The following is a 17,305-nucleotide window of genomic DNA, read 5'->3' on the forward strand; positions in this document are numbered from 1 at the left end:
ATTTATTCTCCTGTGGAATTGGCGCTGCGCTTGCCCGGCAGCGTCCCCATCAGCTTGCAGATGATGCCAAGCATGATTTCATCAGCGCCGCCGCCAATGGAGACCAGACGCACGTCGCGGAACGCCCGCGACACCGGGTTGTCCCACATGTAGCCCATGCCGCCCCAGTATTGCAGGCAGCTGTCAGTGACTTCGCGACCGAGTCTGCCGGCCTTGAGTTTCGCCATAGAAGCCAGTTGGGTGACGTCTTTGCCCTGGATATACAGCTCGCAGGCTTGATAGGTCAGGGCGCGCAGGGCTTCGATTTCCGTCTGCAGCTCCGCCATGCGGAAATGAATGTATTGATTGTCGATCAACGGCTGACCGAAGGTCTTGCGCTCCCGGCAGTAAGCAATGGTTTGAGTGACGCAGGCTTCCAGCGCCTTGATGGTGTTGGCGGCGCCCCACATGCGCTCTTCCTGGAATTGCACCATCTGCATCATGAATCCCATGCCTTCGGCGCCGATGCGGTAACGCTGGGGAATGCGCACATCATCGAAAAACACCTGAGCGGTTTCTGAGGAGCGCATACCGAGCTTGTCCAGATGCGGCGCCACCTCAATGCCCGGCAGGTTCATGGGGACGACCATCAGGGTCTTGTTCTTGTGCGGCTTGTCGTCACTGGTATTGGCCAGTAAGCACATGAAATCCGCCTGCGGCGAGTTGGTGATCCACATTTTGGAGCCGTTGATCACATAGTCGTCGCCGTCTTTGCGGGCGTTGGTTTTTAGCCCTGCGACGTCAGAGCCGGCGGAGGTTTCGCTCACGCCGATACAGCCGATCATCTCGCCGCGGATGGCGGGAGTAAGAAACTCGCTTTTGAGTTCATGGGAACCGAAGCGGGCGATGGCGGGGGTGCACATGTCGGTTTGTACGCCGATGGAGAGGGGCACGCCGCCGGCGCCGCAGGCCCCGAGCTCCTCCGCCGCCGCGAGATTGTAGCTATAGTCGAGGCCCAGGCCGCCGTATTCCTCCGGCTTGTGGATGCCAAGCAGGCCAAGCTCGCCAAGCTTTTTGAAGATTTCCCGCATGGGATAGGCGCCGGCTTTTTCCCATTCATCAATATGCGGATTGATTTCGTTCTGCACGAAATTGCGCACGGTGCGTCGAAGTTCGCTGTGTTCCTGAGTGAATATCATTGTTATTTTTCCTCTGTGTAAACCTGCCTCGCCGCGCCTGCGTCAGAAGCGCGCTACGCCGAAAGTGTTGGGGCGCAAAGGCCTGCGCTCCGCTTCGTAACAAACGTCCAGCAACAGGGCCAGTACGTGTCGGGTGTCGCGGGGATCTATCAGTCCGTCGTCCCACAAACGTGCGGTTCCGTAGAGTGCACTGGAGCCTTGTTCAATTTTTTCCGCCGCGGTTTTCTCAATAGCGTCGAGCATCTTTGGGTCCGGCGTCAGGCCCAGTTTGGCCTGCTTTTCTTCAGTGACGATACGCAATACCTTGCCCGCCTGGGCGCCGCCCATGACGGCGGTGCGACTGTTGGGCCAGGAAAAGATGAATCTGGGGTCCAGTCCGCGGCCGCACATGGCGTAGTTGCCGGCGCCGTAAGAACCGCCGACCACCATGGTCAGTCGTGGGACCTTGGCGTTGGCCACCGCTTGCAACATCTTGGAGCCGTGTTTGATGACGCCGTTCTGTTCCGCATCGGTGCCGACCATAAATCCGGTGGTGTTATGGAAGAACAGGATCGCCGTATTGCTTTGCTCGCAGAGCTGGATGAACTGAGCGGCTTTGGCGGCGCCTTTGGGCGTGATTGGGCCGTTGTTGCCGATGACGCCGCAGGCCATGCCCTGGATGTGGAGGAAGCCGCATACGGTCTGATTGTCGTAGAGCGACTTGAAGTCCAGATATTCCGAGCCGTCCGCGATGCGGGCGACGATTTCGCGCACGTCATAGGGCTTGCGGACGTCGGCGGGAACCACGCCCAGCAGTTCTTCCGCCGGATACAGCGGTTCCTTCCAGGTGCGCGCAGGCGCGGGAGCGAGCTGTTCGTTCCAGGGAATGCGTTTCAGGATATCCCGCGCCAGGCGTACGCCGTCAGCGTCGTCTTCCGCCAGAAACTCCGCGGTTCCGGCGATGGATGCGTGCATTTCCGCGCCGCCCAATGTTTCGTCGTCGGCGATCTCACCGGTGGCGGCCTTCAACAGGGGCGGACCGGCGAGAAACATTTTGGCTTTGTTCTTTACTGCGATCACATAATCGGAAAGGCCCGGCTGATAGGCTCCACCCGCGGTGGCGTTGCCGTGCACCACGGTGACCTGGGGCAGACCTGCGGCGGACAGGCGGCACTGGTTGGCGAAGCCCCGCGCGCCCTGCACGAAAATATCCGTCGCGTAGTTGAGGTTGGCGCCGGCGGATTCCGCCAGGGTGATCACCGGCAACTTGTTCTCCATGGCGATCTGCTGCACGCGCAGCGTTTTCTCCAGACCGGCGGGGGAGATCGCGCCGCCTTTGACGGCACTGTTGCTGACGATGATCAAGCAGCGCACGCTCTGCACGTAACCAATGCCGACGATGGAGCCGCCGCCGGCGTAGGAGCCGTCTTTGTCGTCATGCATTTTGTAGCCGGCGAGGGAGCACAGTTCCAAAAAAGGCGCGCCGCGATCCAGTAACAGGTTCAGGCGCTCTCCGGGCAGCAATTTACCTTTTTTGTGAAACTTCTCGCGGGCCTCCAGGGCTTTCTCGCGCACTTTGTTTTCAATACTGCGGAAGGATTCGATCGCCGTCATCATGGCGCGACGGTTAGCGGCGAATTCTTCGGAATGAACGTCAATCTGAGAGGTGAGTTTCGGCATGGCGCGTTTCCGGCTGTTAATCGTCGAGGACTTTGGGTCGGACGGCGCGATGGAAGCCGTTGTAGACCGGTACGTTTTTCGCTTTCGGCAGCGGCCATACGCGGCCGCCCAGGGAGGCTGCGCCGTCCACTCTCAAGGTGGCTCCGCTGATAAAAGCCGCCGCCTCGCTAAGTAAAAAGCAGATGGCGGCGGAAACTTCGGCCTCCGTTCCCAAACGTTTCAATGGCACGCCATTGGCCAGCGACAGCAGCATGGGTTTCATGCTGGCGTCGTAATGGTCCAGTCCGCTGGAGGCGATCCAGCCCGGCGCTACGGCGTTGACGCGCACCCCCGCCGCCGCCCATTCAACGGCGGCGGTTTTGGTGAAGTTGTCCATGCCGGCGCGGGCGGCGCCGGAGTGACCCATGCCGGGCATGCCGCCCCACATGTCGGCGATAATGTTGACGATGGCGCCGCCCTGTTTATTGAAACATTGGTTATACAGCTCGCGGGCCATTAGAAATCCGCCCACCAGATTGGTGCGCACGACGGTTTCAAATCCTTTTTGATTAATGGCGGAGAGAGGCGCAGGGTACTGACCGCCGGCGTTGTTCACCAAGCCATGGACCGGGCCCAGCTCCGCAAGGATTTCTGCGATGACTGCTTTGACTTTATCCTCTTCGCGAATATCGCATACGTATGCGCTGGCGCGGCCGCCATCCTCCTGGATCTCCGCCAGCACTCGGTCCAGCTTTTCCTGCTTGCGTCCGATGATGGCGACGCGTGCGCCCAGCGCCGCGAGTTCGTGAGCGACGCAGCGCCCGATGCCGCTGCCGCCGCCAGTGACGATGATGGTGCGGTCGGCGAATGCGTTTTCCCGGAATACCGATTGATAAGACATATCAGGCCAGCTCCTCTGCAATGGCGCTCGGAATGGGGATCGGGAATTCCAGCAACTGCTGGGCGAAGGCTTTCCCCTGAGGATCAATGCGCAGACTGGCGACGCCTCCCCCTCCCAGGCTGTTCTCCAGCAGGAAGTTCAGGGCGGATATACCCGGCAAGTCCCAGCGGGTGACGCGGCCATTCTCCGGGTGCAATACATGATGCATATAGTCGCCCACCGCGGCCTCGGTGAGGGCGGCGCGAATATAGGGAAGATATTCCGGCCGGCGCGCAATGACGCCGATATTGGCGTGATCGCCTTTGTCTCCCGAGCGGGCCCAGGCCAATTTGACCAGCGGCGCCTGTGTGGTGGTCGCTTCCAGTTGCGCTGACTCAACTTCCGTTGTGTCCGCCGGGGAGGGCGTTGCCTCGTAGTCCCACTCGACCTTCACTGGTTTGCCCACTCCGTCCATATTGGCGGTGATGGTGATGCCGTTCTTTGGGGTGAGGAAGGAAAACAGACGAATCTTGGGCCACACGGTCGGCCTGCCGCCTACAATGCCTGTAATGCCTGGAGCCATGCCTGTGGCGGCCTGGGCGATCTCCCGGGAAAACAGCGCGAGGGCTTCCTTCTGGGGGTGCGCGCAGGCGATTTTCACCACGACTTCCCGACTGCCGGCGATGCGGGAATGGGGGCCATAAGTGGCTTCTGTTCCCAACAGTTCGATATCGACATCGGTGAAGGCTGGCCAGCCGCGCTCTTCGAACTGTCTCTGGGTTTTACCAATAATGGCGTCGGCGGTGACTTTGGCTTTAGCGGCGGCGTCGATGCCGGCCATGAGAAACGTGGCGACGCATTTATGGCCGTCAGGATAGGTGGCGCATACCTTATATAGACGGGTGGGCGCGCGTCCGCGGGCGCCGGTGACGCGCACGCGATCCGGACCGGTTTGCTGCAGTTTTACCTGGGTGAAATCGCAAGTGACGTCCGGCAGCAGATAGGCGCCGGGATCGCCGATTTCATAGACCAACTGTTCCGAGACCGTTCCAATGCTGACCAGACCGCCAGTGGCTTCAGGCTTGGTGACGGTAAAGTCTCCGTTGGCGTCGACTTCCACGATGGGAAATCCCATGTTGTCGAAGCCTTCCACCGCGCGCCAGTCCGTGAAGTTGCCGCCCGTGCATTGTGCGCCGCATTCGATAATGTGGCCTGCGAGGCTGCCCTGAGCCAGTTTGTCGTAGTCCTTCATAGTCCAGCCAAACTCATGAATCAGCGGCGCCAGGACCAGCGCGCTGTCCACAACCCGCCCGGTAATCACTATGTCCGCGCCGTAAGCCAGGGCGGCGGCGATACCCGGGGCTCCCAGATAAGCGTTCATGCTGACGCTGACCGGGGGAAGAGGCGCGCCGGAGAACATATCGGTGAGATTCTGGCGCTCAAACTCCGCGCGTCGATGCAGAATGTTGTCTCCCATGACGGCGGCGATTTTCAGATCGAGGCCCAGTTTGTCGATGATTTCCTGTAGGGCGTCGCGGCAGGCCTGGGGATTTACGCCGCCAGCGTTGCTGATCACCTTCACGCCTTTTTCTTTCAGCTTCGGCAGGAGCGGCTTCATCACATGGTCAACGAAGTCTGTGGCGTAGCCTTTGTTCGGGTCTTGCAGCTTCTGGCCGGTGAGAATGGACATGGTGATTTCCGCCAGATAGTCGAACACCATGTAATCGAGATCGCCTTTTTCCAGCAATTGCGCCGCGGCGGTGTTGGTGTCGCCCCAAAATGCGGCTGCGCAGCCAATGCGCAGAGTAGACTTGGTGGTCATGATCGTCGCCCGTTCCTTTCTGGTCGATAACGCGGATATGCGCGTATCGTCCAGGTATGTCGTTTTGAATGGTTATTGTCGATGATGCGAGCCCGGTCAACGATACCAAGCAAGCGCTTGGTTTGTAAAGGGGCCGAATTGAGATAGACTTAGGGGCGACCTAAATCTTCGGCTAAGCGCCATAAGGGAGTTTTTTTCGACGTTTGCCGTTAGAATGTGCGGCCCCGCACGGCGCCCCGGATTCCGCCGTGGGTCTCCCATCAGTCAGCTCAGGAATGTGATTGCTTATGAAACAACTTGCGCAACTTATCGAAGAGGGACGCATCACTGACCCTCAGAGCGCCAGGGGCAGGTTACTGGCCAAGGCTGCGCACCTGTTCAAGGAAAAAGGTTACGAACGCACCACGGTCAGAGATCTGGCTGCTTCCGTGGGCATTCAAAGCGGCAGTATTTTTCATCATTTCCGCAGTAAGGAAGACATCCTGTTTGCGGTGATGGAAGAAACCATTCTCTACATCACCGCTAAAATGCGCGAAGCCCTGGAGCGGGCGCCGACGGCTCGCGATCGACTGCTGGCGCTATTGCGCTGCGAACTGGAGTCCGTACTCGGCGGCACCGGCGAGGCGATGACCGTGCTGGTGTATGAATGGCGAAGCCTGTCGGACGCGCGACAGGAAGAAATCCTCAAATTGCGCGATCAATATGAAGGCCTGTGGCTGGACACGCTGAGCGAAGCCCGCGACGCCGGACTGGTTAAAGGCGATGTGGCGGTGTTGCGACGCTTTCTCACCGGCGCCTTGAGCTGGACCATCACCTGGTACAAATCGGAAGGCAGCATGACGGTGGAAGATCTGGCGCAGCAGGCGCTCTATCTGGTGGTCAAAGATTAGGTTGTTTTCTGCCGCGTTCAACGACGCGTTCTCCGCCAACATGGTCTATAGTTTTCCTTGAAATTCGTTGTCTGGAAAATTTGCTGACGGGGATGGCGCGCTGATTCCAGGCGTTCGCTTCCCCAGCTGGGAAAACCGCCATGGCCTCTATCCGCAGCAGCGCTCTGTGCTGCGCGCTTCTCTGGCTACAGACCCTGCCATCCGCCGCTGAATCTCAACTCAAGCTTCATGCGGTTTCTGAAGAGTGGGCGCCTTATTCCAACGCCGACTGCACTGGTCTCTACTGGGATGTCCTCGCCGCAATTTACGAGCCGGGCGGTGTCTCAGTTATCTGTGAGATCGTACCCTGGAAGCGCGCTTTGTATTGGGTCTCCAACAAGGAGAGAGACGCGCTGGTCGGCGTCTATGGCAGCCGCAAGGAAGTCATGCTGATACCTGACTTACATTTCTGTGTGGATGATCCAGTGGTGGCGCTGTTTCTGCGAGGATTGCAACAGGAGTGGCGTGGCGTCGGGCGTGTGCGCAGTGGAGAGGCGGCCTGGATACGCGGCTACGATTTCAAACAGTGGTTCAACCCGGATATAGAGCCTGTGGAGCTGGAAAGCATCGAGCAGGGCATTGGCTTGCTGGTGCGGCGCAGAGTTAAATATGTGATTGATTATTCGGTCAATATTCGGCGCGCCATGCAAGAACTGAAGCTGGATGAGCAGAACTACAAATCAGTGACGGTCAAAAGCGGCGAGAAGCTTTATGTGGGGTTTGCGGATAACGAGCGCGGGCGCTTGTTTGAGGCAATTCTCGCCCGCAAACTGCCGCAATTGTATGAGTCTGGAGAACTGGAGCGCATATACAAAAAGTGGGGCATGAGGCCGCAGTGGCGACATCTACGGGAATCCTGGCCGCAGTCCGCGGAGGAATTGGATTAACACCTTTAAAACAAACAAAAAATTGTCCCGCATCGCAAACGGGGTCTATGCTTTTAGCTAAGGTTCAAAGAAAAATGTCGACGTGCGTCCGGTCTTCGTCCCTGTTGGCTGTGGCGCGCGTGAATGAGCAAGGAGATACCTGTGGCTCCGCCTATTCGGAAAATTGTCTACGTGGAAGATGAACCTGATATTCAGGCTATAGCGCAGATGGCCTTGGAGGCGATCGGCGGTTTCGAGGTCATATTGTGCAGTTCAGGCAGAGAAGCCCTGGAGGTGATTCCTCAGGAAATGCCGGACTTGGTGCTGATGGATGTGATGATGCCCGAGCTGGATGGACCCTCCACATTGCAGGCCTTACGGGAAGTGACGGAATGCAAGCATCTGCCCGTTGCGTTTATGACCGCCAAAGTGCAGAAGTCGGAAATTGACGAATTTATCAGTCTGGGGGCGGTCGGCGTGATCCCCAAGCCCTTTGACCCGATGAAGCTTTCCGATGAGGTTAAGCGGCTTTGGGAGAAGGTGCATGCGGGATGAGCGGGAGAATGCGAAGGAGGATTCACGCTCGCCGATGGAAAAAATGCAGGCTCTGCGCACGGCGTATGCCAGTGCGTTGCCGCAAAAGCTGACCAATGTGCGCGATAGTTGGAGCTCCGTCAGAACGCTGCAAAATTTCAACCGGGAAATTCTGATGCCCTTTCGGCATCTGGTGCATCGTTTGGCTGGCTCCGGCGCCTCCTACGGGTTCGCCCGACTCTCCGCGCTGATGCAGAAGATCGAACAAAAAATCGATCAGCTCTCGGACTTTCCCGAGAACGCCAAGCGTTTGGTGCTGGAAATCGATAACCTGCTGACTCAGGTTGATTCCTCCGCGCAACCAGACGAACAAAGCAACGAAGAGCTTTCTCTGATTTCCTCCCAACGCATTCAACGGCCGGCGGCGCCTAAAGCGTTATTGGCTTTGTCGAAACAGAGCGCCTGCAATTCGCTGCCGGAACAATTGAAACATTACGGTTATGAGGTGCGCGCCTGTTCTGCGGAGGAAGTGATCGAGAGCGCGCTGCGGTTTGAGCCGGATATCGTCGTCTATGAAGAGCTGGGCGCATCCCAGCTTTGTCCGGCTCCCATTGAAATGGGTAAAACCAAAGTACCTTTTGTGTTCGTCTTACATCAAACGCCAAACCTGTTTTTGCGCGTGCAGGCGTATCGGGCGGGCATACGCGAAGTGTTGCAGTCGCCGCCGGATATTTCCCAGTTACTGAGCAAATTCGATCAATGCTTCATTTCTGAGGGAGATGTGCCTTACAGAGTGCTGTTGATCGACGACGACAGTGAACTCGCCATGTATCACGCACAGCTGCTGGAACAGGCGCAGATGAATGCGAGGGTGGTGTCCCAGCCTGAGGATATTCCTGAAGTATTGCTGGAATTTTTTCCTGATGTGATTCTGATGGATTTGTATTTGCCTGGGTATAACGGCATCGAGCTGGCTGTGGCCATACGCCAGGACGCCACGCTCTATGGCGTGCCGATCATCTTTGTTTCGGTGGAGCAGGATATCGCCCGCCACTTGGGCGCCATTCGCGCTGGCGGCGACGATTTTCTTATCAAACCGGTGCCGGCGCCCTTTCTGCTTGCGTCGGTGGAGAGTCGGGCGCGACGGGGCAGGGAACTGCGGGGCATGCTGAGCCGGGATGGCCTGACTGGGTTGCTCAACCACGTCAGTGCGGAAGAGTATTTATCGCAGCAATTGTCCCGGGCTCGCCGTATGGATAGCAGTCTGGCGTATGTCATGGTCGACCTGGATCACTTTAAAAAGGTGAATGATAATTACGGCCACTTGATGGGCGATCGTGTATTGGTGAATTTCGCGCGTTATCTGCAGGGGCGTTTGCGGCGTAGCGATGTGATCGGGCGTTACGGCGGCGAAGAGTTTGTCGTCATATTGCCGGACACCACCAAAGAGCACGCCCGTTTTGTCATCGAGTCCATGCGCATGAGCTTCGCCTCCATCAATCACAATACTGCGGAAGACCCTCTACGGGTGACCTTCAGCGCGGGCATCGCCGCCTTTCCCGATATCGACGACATGACGATGCTCACCAAGGCGGCGGACGACGCTCTGTATGACGCCAAGCAGCAGGGGCGTAACAAAGTCTGCATATATAAACCTAAGACCTCGGATTGATGGACAGGAGCAGTGATAAAGGCATGGACGGTGCACTGATAAACAAGCTGGCGCAGATCCAGCGACATTATCGGCAGTCGTTGGGCGCCAGGGCGGATGCGCTGGAAAAATGGTGGGACGAATTGCTGAAAAAGAGCGATCGTCAACGCCTGAACGATATTTGTATGACGCTGCACAGCCTGGCGGGATCGGGAAAAACCTTTGGGCTTCCCGAACTCAGCGCGGCGGCGGCGGAGTTGAATGCTTATTTGCAGGACTTAATCAGAGAAGGCTCGACTGCGTTTGACAAGCACAACGAACGCATGGGGCTGCTTTTACAACTGATGCGCCGCCCACACACCGGCGACGCCGCGCCTGGAGCTAGCGAGATGGAGAGTAACCCTCGTCCGGGACGCTTGGTCTACATCGTCGAAGACGATCAGATGCTGGCGCAGTGGATGAAAACCCATATCGAACAGCATGGTTACAGCGCGCGTATCTTCAACAGCCTTACGGCGCTGGGGCAGCGCCCGCAAGACGAAACGCCGCCGGCGATTCTGATGGACGTTATTCTGCCGGAAGGGGAAAACGCCGGGCTGGATTTCGCCATCAATCAGAACTCATCGGAGATGTGCGGCGTGCCTTTGGTGGTTATTTCCAAGCGCACTGACTTTGATGCGCGTCTGCAGGCGGTGCGGGCCGGAGTGCGTCACTATCTCACCAAACCTCTGGATTCAGAGAGTCTGCTGGCCAGTATTGAAGACATGGTGGAAGAGACGCCGGCGGAGCCGTATCGCATTCTGCTGGTGGATGACGATGAAGACATTACCGCCTTGTATCGGGCGCATCTGGAAGCGGCTGGCGTGGAGGCCCGCACGCTGAGTGAACCGAGAAAAGTGCTGCAGGTAATCACGGAGTTCAAACCGGAACTCATCGTTCTTGATCTGCATATGCCGGAATGCACAGGGTTAGAAGTGGGGCAGATCATCCGCCAGCATGTGCAATTCGCCAACGTGCCGTTGGTGTTTCTCTCCGCGGAGTCCGATTCCAGCGCGCAACTGACCGCCATCGAACTGGCTGGCGATGATTTTCTGATGAAGCCCATCGACCCTGAAGTGCTGCGTATCAATCTGATAGCGCGCGCGCGTCGGGCCCGCATGGTGAGCATGTATGTGCGCAGCCTGATCAAGGAAATGTCCTTTAAAGAGCAGCACGATGCGCTCACCGGGCTGCCCAATCGATTGCATCTGGAGCGCCGCCTGGAGCTGGCGATTCGCAACGTGCGTTATGGCGTGCGGGATCAGTTTTCACTGTTTCTGATCGACGTGGACAACTTCCAGCATATCAACGACGCCTACGGGCATGAGCTGGGCGATCAACTGATCGTCGATTTGTCCAAACGACTCGAATCCCTGATTCCTCACAGCGCGGTCTTGTGTCGCCCGGGAGGGGATGAATTCGCCATTCTGTTCAAAGGCGTGCGGGATAAGAAACAGGTGATTCAATATGCCGAGCGGCTGCTGGAGGCCTGTGAGACGCCGTTCAATATCGGCATGGATGAAATCAGCATTGGCCTCAGTATTGGCGTCGCCACCTACAGTCGCGAACACAAATCCAACTTCGGCATTGAGCTGTACAAAGAAGCCGACATGGCGTTGTTCACCGCCAAGAAAATGGGCAAGAACGACTTTGTGATCTTTGAAGAGCACATGGCGTCAGAGCTGAAAGCCCAGGTGAGCATGACCAGCGATCTGCGCAAGGCCCTGGTCAACCGGGAGTTTCATCTGGTGTATCAACCCCAGGTTAATTTGTACAACCATCGCATATTCGGCGCGGAGGTGCTGTTGCGCTGGAACCATCCAGTGCGCGGACCGGTGTCGCCAGCGGAGTTTATTCCTGTGGCGGAAGCCCATGGCCTGATCGATCAACTGGGCGAATATGTGCTGCGCTGCGCCATCAAACAGATTGCCGACTGGAAGCGTCAATATGGCCGCGCGGTGCGTTTGGCGGTGAACGTGTCGCCGCGTCAGTTCGGACGATTTGATTTTGTATCCCAGGTTGGCTTGCTGTTGGAGGAGTTCCATGTGGACGGGCGTCTGCTGGAGCTGGAAATCACAGAAAGCGCCCTGGCCAAGGATATAGAGACGGCCGTGTCCAAACTGATGGAGCTGCGTTGTCTCGGAGTGGGCGTAGCGGTGGACGACTTTGGCACCGGCTTTTCCAATCTGGCCTCATTGAAGCGTTATCCGGTGGATTTACTGAAAATCGACCGGTCCTTTATTCGCGATATCCCACATGATCAGGATAATCTGGCGATCGTTACTGCGATTGTGCAAATGGCGAAAACCCTGGGTTTGAAGATTCTGGCGGAAGGGGTGGAGACCATCGATCAGATCCGCGTCATGCGGCAACAGGGTTGCGATCTCATCCAGGGCTTTTATGTTGCTCGTCCCATGCCGGTGGAGCAGTTTGAGGGAGACTACCTGAGCGGCGCAGGTCAAGAGAGCGGGGCCTTATAAATCCAGCGGTTGCGTCGGTGTCCCGGTGTAATAGAATGGGGCAGCGCCTGTTGTAGGACTTGGATTTAGTGAGTAGTCATGAAATACGAAATAGTGCCCGTTACCCCTTTTGTGCAGAACTGCACCGTACTCTGGTGCGAAAAAACGCGTCAGGCCGCCGTGGTGGACCCAGGCGGAGACCTCGCCAAGATTGAAGCCGTGTTGACGCGTAACGGTCTGACGCTGGAAAAAGTGTTGTTGACCCATGCGCATATCGATCATGCCGGCGGCACGGCTGAGTTGGCGGATTCTCATGAAATTCCGATCGAAGGACCGGAGTATGAGGACAAGTTCTGGATCGACGCCTTGCCGCAGCAAAGCATGATGTTCGGTTTCCCCAACGCCAAGCAATTCACCCCGAGTCGCTGGTTGAACGATGGCGATGAAGTCAGCGTCGGTGAGGAAACCCTGCAGGTGTTCCACTGCCCGGGGCATACGCCCGGACATGTGATTTTCTACCATCAAGGCGCACGTTTGGCGCTAGTGGGAGACGTCCTGTTCAATGGCTCCATTGGCCGCACTGACTTTCCCAAAGGCGATCACGCCACGCTGATTCAATCCATCAAAACCAAATTATGGCCACTGGGCGATGATGTTTCTTTCATCCCTGGTCATGGCCCCATGTCCACCTTTGGCGTGGAACGTAGAACCAATCCTTTCGTGAAAGACTAGTCGCGTCTTTTCTGCGCAACTTTTTTCTTGCGACGCTCAGGGCTTTAACAGATCGAAGTACAGCGCTGGACGTCGCAGCTCCACCTTGCTTTCCAGCGCCCGTCCTACGCGCAGCAATGTATGTTCGCGCCAGGCCCCGCCCATCAGTTGCAGTCCGATCGGCAGGCCTTTGGCGTCGTAATCCACCGGCAAGGTCAGCGCCGGCAGGCCGGTAAGATTGGCGGAGAAGGCGAAACGCATCAGCTCCGTCAGCACCTGCAAGTTGGACTCGCCGCTGGGCTCTTTCTGCGGTCGAATGCGCGGAGCGGTCATGGCGGTGGTGGGCGTGACGATAATGTCCACTTTCTGCAGGAGGTTGTCGAAGTCGCGCATGGCCTGGGTGCGAAAGCGTTGCGCCTTGATGTAGTCCGTACTGGAAAACTGCTGCGCCACGGCCAGATTAAGGCGCGTGTCCAGGCCGAAGCTTTGAGGATTACGGCGATACTCGGCGTCCACTGCCGCCAGCATTTCCGAACCGATGGTGATGGCGTGACTGACCCGCTGCAGATCCAGGCCTTCGAGAGTGATTTCCTGCACCTGAGCGCCCAGACTTTTCAGCTTTTCTACGGCCAATTGACAGGACTGCGCCACTTCCCGGTTGGCGTGCCCGAACCAGGGAGAATAGATACCGATGCGCAGGTCGGACAGGTCCTGCTTCATATAGTCGGAAAGATGGGGCGGCGGCTGATCGATGGAGAAGGGGTCCATTAAGTCTGCGCCGGCGATGGCGCTGTATGCCAGGGCCACATCGTCGACGCAACGTCCCATGGGACCGACATGGGCCACGCTCCAACACAGTGGAAAAGCGCCATGCTCGCTGACGCGTCCCCAGGTCGGCTTGAGTCCCACTACGCCGCATAACGCAGCGGGAATGCGGACGGAGCCGCCGCCGTCGGCGCCGAGGGAGATCGGGCACAGACCCGCCGCTACCGCAGCGGCGCTGCCGCTGGAGGAACCGCCAGCATAGTGGTCGAGATTGTAAGGGTTACGGCAGTGGCCATGGTGCACGTTGGCTCCGGTGACGCCAAGGCCGATCTCATGCATGTTGGCCTTGCCGATGATGATGGCGCCGGCGGCGCGCAGCCGCGCTACGGCGGTGGCGTCCTGGTCGACGGAGCAGTCCTGCCCGTAAATCTGGGTTCCTACGGAGGTGGCGTAGGGCGCTGCGTCGAGTTCGTCTTTGATCGCCACCGGCACGCCGTCCAACAAACTCAGGGGACGTCCTTCCTGATAACGTTGCGCGCTGGCTTTCGCCTGCATCAGGATGTCTTGTTCCGAGCTAAAAATGACGGCGCGCAGCGGCGGCTGACCAGAGTCGCTTTGCTGTAGCGCTGCGATGACCTGGCGCGCAACATCCAGCGGCGTGGTCTGGCCTTTGCGATAAGCCTGGATAAGGTCTCTGGCTGAGGTCAGCGGGAAGGCGTCCTGTACGTTTTTAATCGCTTCCTCCGCCATGGCGATGCTGGCTCGGGCGTGGGCCGCTTCCGGCGCGCGTCCGGGAGGATGTCTGGGAAATAGCGTCGGCGTGGTGTTCAGCTCCGCCTCGCGCAGCTTGTAGGCTCCGCCCTCGCGCAGCAGCGCCAGTCCCAGAATACGACGGGAATAGTTGCTTTCGAGCAGGCCCACCAGGGTTTTCAGAGGCGTACCGGCAAGGCGGGGAAACTTCAAAGACTTCAAATCGTAAGACATAAAACTCATTCCGGGGTGAAGCTGCGTTTTTATGCTCTGACGCAATTGGTTATATTTTATATAGAACGCTTTAGTATAAACGCCAAATGATGACGAAGGCGCTGCAATTGGCGCTCACGTCCTCCTGTCTCCTGCTAGGATATACATATATGACCCATTTGCGTTGTGGAATTTATATGCGAAGCCTCTCATTTACCGGCAAAGCTTTCATGCTCACTCTGGCGACGACGTTAACCGCCTGCGGAGGCGGTGGAGGAGGGGGCGGCGATAGCGGTGATACGCCCGCCGCTTTGACCTATACGTTGTCTGGCTCTATCAGTATTCCGTCGTTTACGCAGGTGGATTCGGATTCTTCTGACGTTTCAGTGGGCACTACTTCTAACAACAGTGAGAGTGAAGCGCAGATCATTTCGAATCCGGCAATCGTCGGAGGCTACGTCAGCGATTCATCTGGCGCATACGACGGTGAGCATTCATATCGCCGAGACTTGGTTGATTACTACCGAGTCAAGTTGTTGGCTAGTCAGACGGTTAAATTAAACGCGGAAGCGTCTGCAAAAGGGATTGCATCCACTCAGCGCTTAACCCTGTCTCGGGTCGACGGCGCTACAGACCCTTTAGTTGCAACGAATATTGGCGTTAAAACGCTTACAGTACCCGCTGACGGTGATTTTTATATCAAAGTTGAAGGTTTCTCAGGCCCTTCCAGCTACATCCTGGTAGTTGGCGAGGCAGCTTCAAGCAGTGCGCTCAATAATTATTCTGCGCTATCGATACCGACCCAGGCGGAGTTTGCGCCGGGTGAGGCGATTATCCGCTACAAGGCTGCGAAAGGATATTCCGCGCAGGCGCTGCCGGGATATTTTCTGGAAAGATTCGGCGACGCTAATACAGGCTTGTTCCGCTTCGATGACGCCCAGATAGTGCAGGGACCTGCGCTAAAGTCCTTGGCGCAGAAAGTGGATGAAAGACAGCGCACAATTGAGCTGATAGAAGCTTTACGTCAGCGGCCGGATATCGAGTTCGCCGAGCCCAATTACATTCGCAAAGCGCTGGAAACGCCATCAGACCCACTTTATGGACTGCAATGGCATTATCCTTTGATCAGTTTACCCAGTGCGTGGGATGTCACTCATGGTTCTGGAGTTGTTGTGGCGGTTTTAGATACTGGCGTATTACTAACCCATCCTGATTTGTCTGGGCGTTTAGTGAGCGCCAACGATGATTTCGACTTTGTCAGTTCCCTGTCCTCGTCTCTAGATGGCGACGGCATTGATAGCGACCCCACAGATCCTGGCGATAGCGTGTTTGGAAGCAGCAGTTTTCATGGCACGCATGTCGCCGGAACCGTCGCAGCCGCCTCGAATTCCATCGGAGGGGTAGGCGTCGCCTTTGAAGCTAAAATAATGCCGATACGAGTGCTCGGGCAGGGTGGGAGTGGTTCTGATGCGGATCTGGTGCAGGCGATTCGTTTTGCTGCGGGACTTTCCAATTCTTCGGGGACTATCCCCAGCCGACGTGCTGACATCATCAATATGAGCCTTGGCGGCGCTGGGTTTTCTACAGCTTTGGGCGTCGCTGTTCAGGATGCATTAAATGCCGGTGTGATCGTGGTGGCGGCCGCAGGTAATGAAAACACCTCGTCTCCGTTTTATCCGGCGGCCTACCCTGGCGTGATTTCGGTCAGTGCGGTGGGGTCCGATGGACTGAAAGCGCCTTATTCAAATTATGGCTCCACGGTTGATGTCGCGGCCCCTGGCGGAAACTTCTTCCTTGATCTGGATGGAGACGGCCAACAAGACGGCGTGCTAAGCACATGGGGGAATGACAGCTCAGGCTCTGTCCAGTTCGCTTATTCGCAGATGCAGGGCACGTCCATGGCGTCGCCTCATGTGGCGGGAGTTTTCGCATTAATGGAGTCCCTCCGTGATGTGACGCCATCGGATATCGACAGTTATCTGACAAATGGCGAGCTGTCGGTTGATATCGGCGCTACAGGGAGAGATGACATCTATGGTTACGGTTTAATAGATGCAGCCAAAGCCGTGACGGCGGCAGGAGGCTCGCCGCCGCCAGTTGTGAAAGCATCCGCCAACAATTTGAAATTCACCAATACCAGTTCGACGGTCATCACCCTGAGCATTCCGTCTGGCGTTAGTGGCGTGACCGTATCCACGTCCGCGTCTGGTGACGTCGTATGGCTGAGCGTGGATGACAATGGCGACCTTGATGACTCAACTTATCGCATCAGTGCGGACGCCACCGGTTTGGACGTGGGAGTCAGCTATCCAGGCGAAATTACAGTGGATTATGTGATTGATGAATCGTCTAAGGCGGTCAAACTGTCGATCCCCGCCACGCTGACCCTGGCTGATCCAAATGCTAAGCCGGATGCCGGCAAGCATTATATTTTGTTGGTTAACCCAGAAGACATATCAGATGTTCCATATCAGATCAGCGCCACTGCTTCGGGCGGCGTTTACAACTTCGCCTTCAGCGGTGTGGAAGCAGGAACCTACCTCTTGGTGGCTGGCACAGATTTGGATAATGACGGCAAAATCTGCGATTCGGGCGAAGCCTGCGCCGAGTATCCCGTGCGCAATGCCCTGGAAACGATAGAGATGAATGAGTCCAAGTCAGGATTTTCATTCGCCACCGGCTTTCAAGGCGACATTGGTAGCGCCGGAGCGGGCGACTCACAGGCGCATAAGGAATATCACCTTCTTAACAAGTGAGGACGGGCGGGTGAAAGGAATTTCACCCCTTCCCAGTTGATCTTTGGCGGCATTCCTATAAATTAATGCCCAATTCCAATCTCCGGCGATTGGCCCCTGCGCCCACCGGAGAAA

12 protein-coding genes are annotated in these 17,305 nt (G+C 57.1%); 7 read left to right on the forward strand and 5 right to left on the reverse strand.

Translation table 11 applies throughout. The features are described 5' to 3' along the window. Positions 1–2 precede the first annotated feature (2 nt). The 4 genes from KP814_RS11175 to KP814_RS11190 are packed head-to-tail and all read right to left on the reverse strand — an operon-like array spanning position 3 to position 5,518. A complete protein-coding gene (locus KP814_RS11175; RefSeq protein ID WP_216736845.1) occupies positions 3–1,178 on the reverse strand; it encodes an acyl-CoA dehydrogenase family protein in 1,176 nt (391 codons plus the stop codon). A 42-nt stretch (positions 1,179–1,220) separates the two neighbouring features. Then, entirely contained in the window at positions 1,221–2,837 is a 1,617-nt protein-coding gene (locus tag KP814_RS11180) for an acyl-CoA carboxylase subunit beta (RefSeq protein WP_216736846.1), read from the reverse strand. A gap of 16 nt (positions 2,838–2,853) precedes the next feature. Beyond that, entirely contained in the window at positions 2,854–3,717 is an 864-nt protein-coding gene (locus KP814_RS11185; RefSeq protein WP_216736847.1) for an SDR family oxidoreductase, read from the reverse strand. A 1-nt stretch (position 3,718) separates the two neighbouring features. Then, the gene (locus tag KP814_RS11190; RefSeq protein WP_216736848.1) at positions 3,719–5,518 is read right to left on the reverse strand and encodes an acyclic terpene utilization AtuA family protein; all 1,800 of its coding nucleotides are present in this window, start codon (positions 5,516–5,518) and stop codon (positions 3,719–3,721) included. 287 nt (positions 5,519–5,805) lie between these two features. On the opposite strand from KP814_RS11190, the gene KP814_RS11195 reads away from it, so the two are divergent. The 6 genes from KP814_RS11195 to KP814_RS11220 all read left to right on the forward strand — a co-directional run bounded on the left by KP814_RS11195 (position 5,806) and on the right by KP814_RS11220 (position 12,728). Further along, a complete protein-coding gene (locus tag KP814_RS11195) occupies positions 5,806–6,408 on the forward strand; it encodes a TetR/AcrR family transcriptional regulator (RefSeq protein WP_216736849.1) in 603 nt (200 codons plus the stop codon). 140 nt (positions 6,409–6,548) lie between these two features. Next, entirely contained in the window at positions 6,549–7,334 is a 786-nt protein-coding gene (locus KP814_RS11200; protein ID WP_216736850.1) for an ABC transporter substrate-binding protein, read from the forward strand. 141 nt (positions 7,335–7,475) lie between these two features. Further along, positions 7,476–7,868 (forward strand): response regulator, encoded by a 393-nt coding sequence (locus tag KP814_RS11205; RefSeq protein ID WP_216736851.1) that lies wholly within the window; start codon positions 7,476–7,478, stop codon positions 7,866–7,868. Then, positions 7,858–9,519 (forward strand): diguanylate cyclase, encoded by a 1,662-nt coding sequence (locus KP814_RS11210; RefSeq protein WP_216736852.1) that lies wholly within the window; start codon positions 7,858–7,860, stop codon positions 9,517–9,519. Before KP814_RS11205 ends, KP814_RS11210 begins: the two co-directional genes overlap by 11 nt. Before the next feature lie 23 nt (positions 9,520–9,542). Then, the gene (locus tag KP814_RS11215) at positions 9,543–12,017 is read left to right on the forward strand and encodes an EAL domain-containing protein (protein WP_253938306.1); all 2,475 of its coding nucleotides are present in this window, start codon (positions 9,543–9,545) and stop codon (positions 12,015–12,017) included. Between the two features lie 78 nt (positions 12,018–12,095). Further along, on the forward strand, positions 12,096–12,728 hold the full coding sequence (locus KP814_RS11220) for an MBL fold metallo-hydrolase (RefSeq protein WP_216736854.1): 633 nt from the start codon (positions 12,096–12,098) through the stop codon (positions 12,726–12,728). Positions 12,729–12,764: 36 nt separating this feature from the next. Here the strand turns inward: KP814_RS11220 and KP814_RS11225 are convergent, their stop codons facing one another. Next, entirely contained in the window at positions 12,765–14,456 is a 1,692-nt protein-coding gene (locus tag KP814_RS11225; RefSeq protein ID WP_253938307.1) for an amidase, read from the reverse strand. A gap of 176 nt (positions 14,457–14,632) precedes the next feature. Between KP814_RS11225 and KP814_RS11230 the strand changes: the two genes are divergently transcribed. After that, a complete protein-coding gene (locus tag KP814_RS11230; RefSeq protein WP_216736856.1) occupies positions 14,633–17,191 on the forward strand; it encodes a S8 family serine peptidase in 2,559 nt (852 codons plus the stop codon). The last annotated feature ends 114 nt before the right edge of the window (positions 17,192–17,305 follow it).

This window comes from Hahella sp. HN01, from assembly GCF_018986435.1.
Classification (GTDB): Bacteria; Pseudomonadota; Gammaproteobacteria; order Pseudomonadales; family Oleiphilaceae; genus Hahella.

Bases quoted from the DNA above. Each gene is read 5' to 3' on its own strand.
- KP814_RS11220 (WP_216736854.1), top strand. From the start codon at position 12,096: ATGAAATACGAAATAGTGCCCGTTACCCCTTTTGTGCAGAACTGCACC.
- KP814_RS11230 (WP_216736856.1), top strand. From the start codon at position 14,633: ATGCGAAGCCTCTCATTTACCGGCAAAGCTTTCATGCTCACTCTGGCG.
- KP814_RS11210 (WP_216736852.1), top strand. From the start codon at position 7,858: ATGCGGGATGAGCGGGAGAATGCGAAGGAGGATTCACGCTCGCCGATG.
- KP814_RS11190 (WP_216736848.1), bottom strand. From the start codon at position 5,518: ATGACCACCAAGTCTACTCTGCGCATTGGCTGCGCAGCCGCATTTTGG.
- KP814_RS11195 (WP_216736849.1), top strand. From the start codon at position 5,806: ATGAAACAACTTGCGCAACTTATCGAAGAGGGACGCATCACTGACCCT.
- KP814_RS11180 (WP_216736846.1), bottom strand. From the start codon at position 2,837: ATGCCGAAACTCACCTCTCAGATTGACGTTCATTCCGAAGAATTCGCC.
- KP814_RS11185 (WP_216736847.1), bottom strand. From the start codon at position 3,717: ATGTCTTATCAATCGGTATTCCGGGAAAACGCATTCGCCGACCGCACC.
- KP814_RS11215 (WP_253938306.1), top strand. From the start codon at position 9,543: ATGGACGGTGCACTGATAAACAAGCTGGCGCAGATCCAGCGACATTAT.
- KP814_RS11175 (WP_216736845.1), bottom strand. From the start codon at position 1,178: ATGATATTCACTCAGGAACACAGCGAACTTCGACGCACCGTGCGCAAT.
- KP814_RS11200 (WP_216736850.1), top strand. From the start codon at position 6,549: ATGGCCTCTATCCGCAGCAGCGCTCTGTGCTGCGCGCTTCTCTGGCTA.
- KP814_RS11225 (WP_253938307.1), bottom strand. From the start codon at position 14,456: ATGTCTTACGATTTGAAGTCTTTGAAGTTTCCCCGCCTTGCCGGTACG.